The following is an 8837-nucleotide window of genomic DNA, read 5'->3' as shown; positions in this document are numbered from 1 at the left end:
CTGGTAGGTCGAGCTGGTTTCGATGTGGTGGGCCATGATCACTCCTGCGGTCGGCGACATACCCGTGGACAACGTCGCCGACCACAACACCGGCCCTCGAAAGCGACGGATCAGACAATCTCTTTGGGCCGAGCAGGCCCGGGCTGATCGATCGCCGCCGTCGTCGGCGGCGTCAGGCAGCGACAGCCAAAGTGTCGGCCTTTGCCCAGACCAATGCGGAGCCACGCCGTGACAACTCGAGGCGCAGCCACAGCAGCATTGTTCCAACCGTCAGAATGCCCGTCGCTGGGCCGAGCAACGACTTGACCAAGCCGAAGGTCGTCGTGGCGGCTCGATGTGCGACGAGTCCGCTCTGCATCGCCTCGACTTCGCCGTTGTCTTCGCCGTGCATCACATCTCCGTTTGTCGGTTTCCAGAAGCGGCCACAAGGATCGCGGTATGCACTGGCCTGCGACGCGAGGGAACCTGATCGGACTCGGCGAGGGGGAGCCGGGTCCGATCAGGTTCGGGAGATGCTGATGTGCTCAAGCTGACGTAGTTGCCGCAATCTCCGCCACTCGATCGCCCTGGAACCGGATGACCTTCTGAATCGTGGTCAGGGCGAGCACGATTGCGATGAGGATCATGGCCAGGCCGGTCAGGCGAAGACCGGGGAGCCAGGTGCCGACGGCACGGACGAAGCCGATGTCGGCGAGGTCGCCACTCGTTGCACCTGACGGATCGGCAATGCTGGCTGCATCGACACCGCCGATGGTGACAGCGGTGACGATGCCGACGACGAATGCCACCATCTCGGTCATCACTCCCATCATCATCAGCATCGGTGTGGCCGTGCCGGTCCACGGCTTCTTCAGCTGGAGGGCGCGAGCACCGAGCGATGTCTGCACGTCGCGGCCCGCCTCACGAAGGTGACGGACGATGTTGACGAGCGTCATCGTGATCGCAGCCAAGATGAGACCCATTCCGAGGAACAGGAATGCCCCGGTGAGTTGCACCAACGCTTCACCGCTTCCGAGGTCAGACGCCACGCCCGAGGGCGAGAAGAAGTCGCCGAAGCTGATGCCGCCGGCGACTGCCATGACGAAGGCAGCAACAACAGTCATCGAGCCCATTGCGAGCATTGGCCATTGCATTGTCTTGGCCATCTTCTGGATGGCGTCGTCGCCCTTGTACGGGATGGTCTCGCTGATCCGTGTGGTCGCTCCGGCTCCTGGAGCCGATTTCAAGCCGCCCGCGGTGGTGACGGAGCGGTGAAGTAGGGATGTCATGAGTCTGTTCCTTTCGAGAGGACGATCGGCAATGCATGTGTCATTGCGTCACGTCGGTATGTGATGGTTGTTCGGATGTTGTGAAGGGCGTAGGGGACGGCTCCCGCGAATAGGACTGCGAGTCCGACGATGCCCAATGGGTTCGCCCACGCTCTCGTCGATGCCCAAACACCACGATCGGTGAGCGCTTGGGCATCGGTTGATGCGAGTGGGAACAAGTCGGCAGCCGCGAGGCCGGCAACGATCAAGGCGATGAGTGCCGCCACCGTGACCATGGCGCCGAGGGCGCCGACCGCGAGTGGCCCGACACTGATGCCGACCCCGGTGGGGCGGCTTGCGGACTGGTGGGTTGTCATGTGTACCTCCTGGGAGTTGTGTGGTTGGTTGTCACAACAGAGAACCGTGCTGATGGAAGAACTCGACCGCGAACCACCCAAATGACGCAATCACACCGAAAGCTGGTCCGAATTCCCGGGAATCTCGTTCCGTCGAACGTTGTTTCCAATGCATGGGCTGCCCTCAACGCTTCACGCACTTGCGGCACGGAAGCCTCATCGATGCCGTCGTCGCCACGTCCAGCGGGGCATAGGTTCGTCGCGATGGGAGCACGGATGGAGCGGTACGGCGCGTGGCTTGCGTGTTGCCTGAGCCGCGGTCCGCGATCCCCGTTGGGCGAGGGCGACGTCGAGATGCTCACCCAGGAGATGGGCGAGCAGTCCTACGCCGGCGGAACGTTCGTGTTTCGACAGGGCGAGGCCGCTGCGATGGTGCACATTGTCCGCACTGGTTCTGTTGAATTGTCTCGGACGGTCAAGGGCCGCAGGGTGACCCTGCAGGTTCTGCGACCCGGTGATGTGTTCGGCGACGTTCCGGTGTTCCTGGGTGAGCCCGAGCCGTTCGACGCTCGCGCGATCGAGGATTGCACGCTGCTGCAACTTGATTCCGCTGCGCTGTACCACCTGCTGCAGACTCGACCCTTGGTCGCTCGACGGTGGTTCGTTTCTCTGGCAGAGCGGATGGCCGGGCTGCAGGGTCGGCTGGTCGATCTGCTTGCAGGAGGAATTGAGGCCCAGCTCACTTCTATTCTGCTTCGCGAGGCCGACGAGTGTGGTCGTGTGTGGGCCACTCAGGGCAAGCCTGGCTGGCATGCTTGGGGTGCAGCGTTCCAGCGTGCAGCGGGTCCTGAAGTTACTCGAGTCCGCTGGCCTGATCGAGCTCCACTATCGCTGTATCGACCTCGTCGATCGCGGCGGGTTGGTCTCGCTCCTGGAGGAATCGGAGTCGTCCGCCAAGAGCGGGCTTGCTGTGCGCAATGCTGGCGTCAACTGAGGCGTTGAACGCGGCGCCGGGCTCGAACACTTCGGCCACCGACCATGCCTGGAACGGGCAGTCGGTCGCGGCGTGTGGAGGTTCACCGTCGGCCGTCTCCGAGATTGAGTCGAGTACGTACCTGTGCAGGTGGGGTTCGATGTTGTCTCGCAGACCTGCCGGGTTCATGCCAACTCAGATCGCGGCTCCGGCGTACGGTCCGAGCAGCCACGGCCACACAGTTCCTTGGTGGTATGCGAGGTCGCGGTCGATGGGTCCGCCTCGGTGACGCGACCGGTAGGACTGGTCGTCGGGTGTCAACGACTGCAGACCGATCGACGTGAGTAGTGGGCCGCATGACATCACGACCGAGCGGTCGACCAACGGTCATGTGGGAGGGAGGCAGCCAACAGTTGGTTGGGGCGGAGCGCCGGATCGTCTCCGTTCGGGCCATCCACGACATCGACGAGCGCCCCGTCCGCTCGCACGAATCGACGGGCAAAGGACGTGCTCGCTGTCCCATGGAGCCTCGCTGTGCGAGGGTCGGTCTGACCGGTCTTCGCTCCCAGCTCCTCGATGGTGGCGAGCGCGTTGATCTCGACCGCCTTGTCGATTCGAGGCGTCACTGCCGCGTCGTCGATGCGCGCGTCCGTCTACGTCAGGGCAACTCCCGGGGGATCCCTGGGTCAGCAGCCCGTCGGTCGGGTCGGCGTTGATGCCGTACCGGGTACCGGCGAGATGGCTATCGATGATCTGGGGAAGGTGTCTGGAGAGTCCCGCTGTAAGATCGACGTCACCGGTGACGGCCACGTGGCGTTCGATCACGGTTCGATACTGCTCACGTGGGACGAGCCGATGCAACGCTGGATCGAATCTCGTCGCACCGACAGTCTCGAGACGCTGTGCCGGAGATTCAGCAGAATCGGTTCGAACGTCGTCGTGTTTGCGGCGTTCGGAGTTCTCGTTGTTGTGAGCGGGTGACGCTGCCGAGCATTCGCCCTCGCGCTCACCGTTGCCGTGCTGGTCAGCTCCCCGTTCGAATTCATCCTCAAGGAGATCGTCGGACGTGACCGCCCTGACCTCGATCGCCTCATCAGAGGCACGGGGGTCACACATCCGAGTGGACACGTCCTCGCGGCCGTCACCCTCTGGGGACTGCTCCCGCCCATCGTCTCACTCCTCACCAATAGGCGCTGGACCTGGTGGACGAGCGTTGCTGTTTCCGCAGTTCTGATCACGGGCATCGCTGCAAGCCGCGCATACGTCGGCGTGCACTGGTTTTCTGTTGTCATCCAGAGTTTGCTGCTCGGCTGGCTCCACTTGACGGTCATCGAAACCCTGTACCTCTGGCACCACCGAGATCGCCGCTGCAACCAGTGGGTCTCGGCGAGGGTCTTGCATCAGAAAGTCGCGACGCGTGACCTTGCCCAGTCAATGGCCTGGCATCTCCAGTCCTGCGAGTCCGAGCGGGTCAGATGGAGGTGTAGACGATTCCAAGTGTTCCAGGCCCGGTGTGTGCGCCGACCGACGGGCCGACCTCGTAGGTGACGACCTCGCTGCCAGGGAGTTGCGTGTCGAGTCGAATCCTGATCTGCTCGGCGACTTCGTGGTGGACGGCATGCCCGACGCCGATGCGCAGCGCACCGGATTGGGCCGCCGCCACGGTTCCGTCGATCATCGCCTCGATCGCCGCGTCGAGGTCGACGGCGGTGCCTCGATCGTGTAGCTCTCCTTTGGCCAACTCGAGCAATGTCGTCGGTGTCAGTTCGCCGCTGATGGCCACGAAGCGTCCGCCGCGCCGGGCAACGGCAGGGACGCCGACGACGAAGAGACTTCCCGTGCCGGCCGCGGTGCGCTCGGCAGCCGAGGCTGACTCGTCGATCGTGCAACCGCGATCGAGAAACTCCGCCGCCCGCCAGGCAGCAAGGGCAACCGGGAACGACCCGACTCCGGTGTCGACGATCGACACTGGGATGTCGACCATGCCAGCCGCGACGGTTGCCGACGCCACCGTCGCGGAGTACGCGGCGCCGGTGTGCACCGACAGCACAGCGGTGGCACCGCGTTGTGCTGCGGCTCGGTAGGTGTCGACGAATGTGCCCGGCGAGGGAGCGGCGGTGGACACCTCGGCACCGTTGGCCATGTGCGTGTAGAACTCGGCCGTGGTGAGGTCGACGCCTTCGGCGAAGTCCTCGCCGTCGATGGTGATCGTCAGCGGAACGACGAACATCCCGAAGCGCCGCCGGACCGCTTCGGGGAGCATCGAGGCGGAGTCGGTGACGAGCTGAATCATCTGTTCGGCCTGACGGTGCGGAACTTGGTCAAGATCATGGCAGTTCCTGCGAGCGCGAACAGGGGCAGTCCGGCGGTGGGCGGCGGACCCCACGCGTTGGGCAGACGGCGACGCCACCAGACAACGGCGGCGGCGACCCACACCGCAGACGACAACCAGATCGCCGTTTCGGTGTTGCGTTTCGTCGCGGCCGCCGTGGCGGCCACCGCCGCGTCGATCGGGAAGTAGGCCGGGAACACTGCGAGACACGCTCCCGCCGATGTCGCAACGCCCTTGCCGCCCTTACCTCGGGACCAGACCGGGACGATATGCCCGGCAATCGACGCCGTGGCGGCGACGTACGCGCCGGTCGGCCCGGCGATTGCTCGACCGGCAGCCCCCGCCGCGGCACCTTTGGCCATGTCGGCAACCAGCACTGCAGCGCCCCATCGGACGCCGAGAACGGTTGCGGTGTTGAGCGCTCCGGGATTGCCGCTTCCGGCGGTCCGGAGATCGGCGACGGGACTGCTGGCGAGTCGGGTGGCGATGTCGGCTGACGGCATTGTGCCGAGCAGGTACCCGGCCAGCGCCGCGATCACGGTGGAGCGCATCAGTATGGCTGTCAACGATCGACCGACGCGAGCAGCACAGCAACATCACCGGTCCTATCGGTCCACACCTGACGGGTGGTGAAGCCGGCCATTGCCAATTCCGACGTGATCGAAGGGAGTCGGAACTTGGTCGAGATCTCGATCCGGATCTCCTCACCGTCGTGCAGTTCCACGTTCACGTCGGCGTCCGCGACTGCGATCAGGTGGTCATCGTTGACGCGCAGGCGCAGGTTCATCCGTTCCTGCGACGGATCCCAGAGGGCTACGTGATCAAACGCGGCAACGTCGAAGTCGGCGTGGAGCTCATGGTTGAGGACGTGGAGCACGTTGCGGGTGAATTCGGCGGTGACACCGTGCGGGTCGTCGTAGGCGTCGACCAACCGGTCCACGGGCTTGACGAGATCCACGCCGAGCAACAGCCATCCGCCGGCAGGCAAGTGTTCGGCAAGCATCGACACGAACGCTCGCCGTCCCTCCATGTACAGGTCGCCGATCGTCGACCCCAAGAACGTGATCATCGGAACGCCGTCGGTGGGGAGATGCCACAGGTGCCGGGCGAAGTCACCGACGACGCCATGGATCTGGACGTCCGAGTATGCCGCGCTCAGCTCGACGGCTGCGCCGCGAAGGGTCTGCTCGCTGACGTCAAAGGGGATGAACCGACGGAGCTGGCCCGTCTCGGTGAACGCTCGCAGCAACGTGTGGGTCTTGTCCGACGTGCCCGATCCGAGCTCGATGATCATATCCGCCTTGGTGAGCTCCGCGATGGCAGTGGCCTCGCGTCTCAGGATCGAACGTTCCGCCTCGGTGGGATAGTACTCGGCGAGACCGGTGATCTCCTCGAACAGTTCGCTGCCGCGGTCGTCGTAGAGCCAACGTGGGGGGAGCCGGAGTGGTCGGCGTCCGAGGCCGCGGGGGACGTCGTCGATCAGGGCTCGACGGGACCAGTCCGGGTCGAGGTGAGCGTCGAAGGTCGGTTCGGTGATGGAGGTGGTCATCGGGGTGCGTCTCCTATTGCGAGTCGCACGCCGGTCATCGGCCAGCGTGCAGCGGGTGGAAAGAAGTTGCGATAGGTCGTACGAACGTGACCCGTCGTCGGGGGGCGCCGGCGATGGGTGGAGTTGTTCGAGATCGAAGCCACGCTCCGGCGTGGACGGCCGACTCGTTGCCGCGTACTCCCATTCGAATTCGGTGGGCGGACGTGCTCCGGCCCACCGCGCATAGGCGTCGGCCTCGTAGAAACTGACGTGGCAGACCGGCTCGTCGTCGATCACCGGACGCGTCCCACCGAGGGTGTGGATCATCCACACTTCGCCTTCGAGCCGCCAGTAAAGCGTTGCGGTCCAGGCCTCGGACAGCGCCGTGTGCCAGCCATCGGACAGCCACAAGTCCGCTCGTTGGTAGCCGCCGTCGACGATGAACTGCGTCCAGTCGCCGGCGGTGACCAGTCGGTTCGCGAGCCGGAACGGTTCGAGGAACACGTGATGGAAGGGTTGTTCGTTGTCGAATGCGAACGAGTCGCCGCGGTGCCCGGTCCCGACCACGCCGCCGTCGACATCGGTCCATCGGGCCGGGCGGTCGATCCGATTCAGCGGCTCGGCTCGGCGCTGTGACCGGTAGCCGGGGCGCGACGGATTCAGCGACAAGACATGTTTGATGTCCATGAGCATCAGCTCCTGGTGCTGTTGTTCGTGATGCAGACCCAGCCGGACGAGATCGGTGACGTCATCCGACAGGTCCGCTCCGTCCAACAGGGCTCGGATGCGCCGGTCGACCGGTTCGAAGTCGGATTCGTACCGCTCGAGTACGAACGTCTCGAAGAACCAGGTCGTGTGGGCGCGATGCCACTCGGTCGGACTCACGTCGGGCATCGACTGTGCCGCCTGATCCTCGCCCGACAGCGGCGAGGCCAGTTCTTCGGTCAGCTCGCGGGTCGTGCAGTAGTCGGTCGACAAGGGTGCGCTGACGTTGGTCACCGATGGGAAACCCGGCGGCTGTCTCCGGCATTCCGGCCAGCGATTTTCGTTCTGGAGCCGGGCACGTTCAGTCGGTGGAATCAGCGCAGTCCGCGGTCAATCGGATCCGGCCGCTGGTGCGCTGACTCGAGAGCCGGCTCAGGTGCCCGCCGGGCCAGACGACCGTGATGTCGCTGATCGTGGGGAGCATCCCGACGACGACCGCAGGGCTGTGCGCCCCGTTGTAGGTGTTGGCGCCCAGCAGCATTCGGGTCGAGATGCTGCCCTGGTCGACGGTGACGACGGCTCCAACGGGGTGGCAACCAGCGCCGGGGGCAATGGTGACCGAGCTCCCGGCGGCGACGTTGCGGAGCGCGTCGAGGGAACCGTCGACCGAGAGGAACACGTAGTCGTCGTCGCCGTCGGCGTCGAAGTCGGCGATCGTGAGGCCCCTCGATGCACTGTCCCACCTCAGACCGATCCGAGGCCACACGTCGACGTACCGACCTCCACCGATGCCAACGAGCACGGCAGGCGGATCGATCAGCGCGACGGTGGTGCCGGGGATCTTGTTACGCACCTTCCCCGACGCGAATCCACCGTTGGCGACGACCAGATCGAGGCGGCCGTCCAGGTTGATGTCGGTGGCACCCGAAGCCCACGAACTCGACACGATCGTCGTCGCAGTGCCCGGTGGACGGATCCGAGCAGCCCCGGTGTCGGCCGCGACCACGAATTGATCGCCATCGCGCAGGAGGACCTCGTTGTCGCCGAGATCAGAGACGTACGCGTCAAGGCTTCCGTCGCCGTCGAGGTCGGCGATCGTGACGCCCATCCCGTCGATCGCCAGATCTGCTCCGAGTTCGGCTGCGATGTCGAACCACGGACCGGTGGGATCGCCCCGGCGTGAATACAACGAATCGGGGTCGAGGTCCCAACCGACGTCGCGGGTCGCCCAGACGTCGAGCAGTCCGTCACCATCGATGTCGGCGACCTCGCCGGCCATGGTCGGCCCCTCGCCGTTCCCCAACGGGGTGGGAACGAACGTACGCGGCTCGCCGGGGTCGGCCGTCCACACGATGTCGTGCGCCTCGGCGCCGCGGCCGAGGCGCACGATGTCAAGTGCCCCGCCGCTCGAGAGTTCGGCAGCGATCAGTCCCGCAGATGGCTGTGTCCCTGCGAGCTCGGTCGGTTCTCCTGGCGGTGATCCAGTGCCGATCCACTCCCCGCCCCAGATCACAGCGTCGTACTCGCCATTGCGTGCGACCAGGAGATCGGGCCAACCGTCACGGTCCACGTCGGCGGCGGTGACGGCCGTTGCGCGGCTGATGCCGAGCGAGCGGGGTGTGGCGAACCCGTCAGTTCTCCAGAGATAGATATCCACACTGCCCTGCGCCACCACCAGATCAAGATCGCCGTCCAG

9 protein-coding genes and 3 pseudogenes are annotated in these 8837 nt (G+C 65.1%); 3 read left to right on the top strand and 9 right to left on the bottom strand.

Annotation, left to right across the window (positions count from 1 at the left end; genetic code table 11):
• Positions 1-172: 172 nt before the first annotated feature.
• The 3 genes from ACH2EI_RS06585 to ACH2EI_RS06575 all read right to left on the bottom strand — a co-directional run bounded on the left by ACH2EI_RS06585 (position 173) and on the right by ACH2EI_RS06575 (position 1624).
• On the bottom strand, positions 173-391 hold the full coding sequence (locus ACH2EI_RS06585; RefSeq protein WP_395159501.1) for a hypothetical protein: 219 nt from the start codon (positions 389-391) through the stop codon (positions 173-175).
• Between the two features lie 133 nt (positions 392-524).
• Complete coding sequence (locus tag ACH2EI_RS06580; RefSeq protein WP_395156018.1) at positions 525-1268, bottom strand: hypothetical protein; 744 nt, start codon at positions 1266-1268, stop codon at positions 525-527.
• Complete coding sequence (locus ACH2EI_RS06575; protein WP_395156020.1) at positions 1265-1624, bottom strand: hypothetical protein; 360 nt, start codon at positions 1622-1624, stop codon at positions 1265-1267. Before ACH2EI_RS06575 ends, ACH2EI_RS06580 begins: the two co-directional genes overlap by 4 nt.
• Positions 1625-1705: 81 nt before the next feature.
• Here ACH2EI_RS06575 and ACH2EI_RS06570 point away from each other — a divergent pair.
• Positions 1706-2227: pseudogene (locus ACH2EI_RS06570) on the top strand (cyclic nucleotide-binding domain-containing protein); the annotation flags it as partial.
• Positions 2121-2597 (top strand): helix-turn-helix domain-containing protein, encoded by a 477-nt coding sequence (locus ACH2EI_RS06565; protein ID WP_395159505.1) that lies wholly within the window; start codon positions 2121-2123, stop codon positions 2595-2597. The pseudogene ACH2EI_RS06570 and the gene ACH2EI_RS06565, both read left to right, overlap by 107 nt.
• A gap of 36 nt (positions 2598-2633) precedes the next feature.
• Here the strand turns inward: ACH2EI_RS06565 and ACH2EI_RS06560 are convergent.
• A pseudogene (locus ACH2EI_RS06560) lies at positions 2634-2939 on the bottom strand (amylo-alpha-1,6-glucosidase); the annotation flags it as partial.
• Positions 2939-3217, bottom strand: a complete 279-nt coding sequence (locus ACH2EI_RS06555; protein WP_395159503.1) for an amylo-alpha-1,6-glucosidase — start codon at positions 3215-3217, stop codon at positions 2939-2941. The pseudogene ACH2EI_RS06560 and the gene ACH2EI_RS06555, both read right to left, overlap by 1 nt.
• Positions 3218-3584: 367 nt before the next feature.
• Here ACH2EI_RS06555 and ACH2EI_RS06550 point away from each other — a divergent pair.
• Positions 3585-4124 (top strand): annotated as a pseudogene (locus ACH2EI_RS06550) (phosphatase PAP2 family protein); the annotation flags it as partial.
• Here the strand turns inward: ACH2EI_RS06550 and ACH2EI_RS06545 are convergent.
• From ACH2EI_RS06545 to ACH2EI_RS06530, 4 genes are all read right to left on the bottom strand, one after another.
• A complete protein-coding gene (locus tag ACH2EI_RS06545) occupies positions 4048-4869 on the bottom strand; it encodes a DegV family protein (protein WP_395159499.1) in 822 nt (273 codons plus the stop codon). The pseudogene ACH2EI_RS06550 and the gene ACH2EI_RS06545 overlap by 77 nt on opposite strands.
• On the bottom strand, positions 4866-5459 hold the full coding sequence (locus tag ACH2EI_RS06540; protein ID WP_395159497.1) for a glycerol-3-phosphate acyltransferase: 594 nt from the start codon (positions 5457-5459) through the stop codon (positions 4866-4868). Before ACH2EI_RS06540 ends, ACH2EI_RS06545 begins: the two co-directional genes overlap by 4 nt.
• A gap of 11 nt (positions 5460-5470) precedes the next feature.
• Positions 5471-7435: an L-histidine N(alpha)-methyltransferase gene (egtD, locus tag ACH2EI_RS06535; protein WP_395159495.1), complete on the bottom strand. Its 1965-nt coding sequence runs from the start codon at positions 7433-7435 to the stop codon at positions 5471-5473.
• A gap of 67 nt (positions 7436-7502) precedes the next feature.
• The coding region (locus ACH2EI_RS06530; RefSeq protein WP_395159493.1) for an FG-GAP repeat domain-containing protein at positions 7503-8837 on the bottom strand (1335 nt) is incomplete at its 5' end.

The sequence above is a fragment of the Ilumatobacter sp. genome (assembly GCF_041688325.1).
Taxonomy (GTDB): domain Bacteria; phylum Actinomycetota; class Acidimicrobiia; order Acidimicrobiales; family Ilumatobacteraceae; genus Ilumatobacter_A.
Note: the sequence above shows the minus strand (reverse complement) of the source record. Positions and strands in the feature narration are given on the sequence as shown.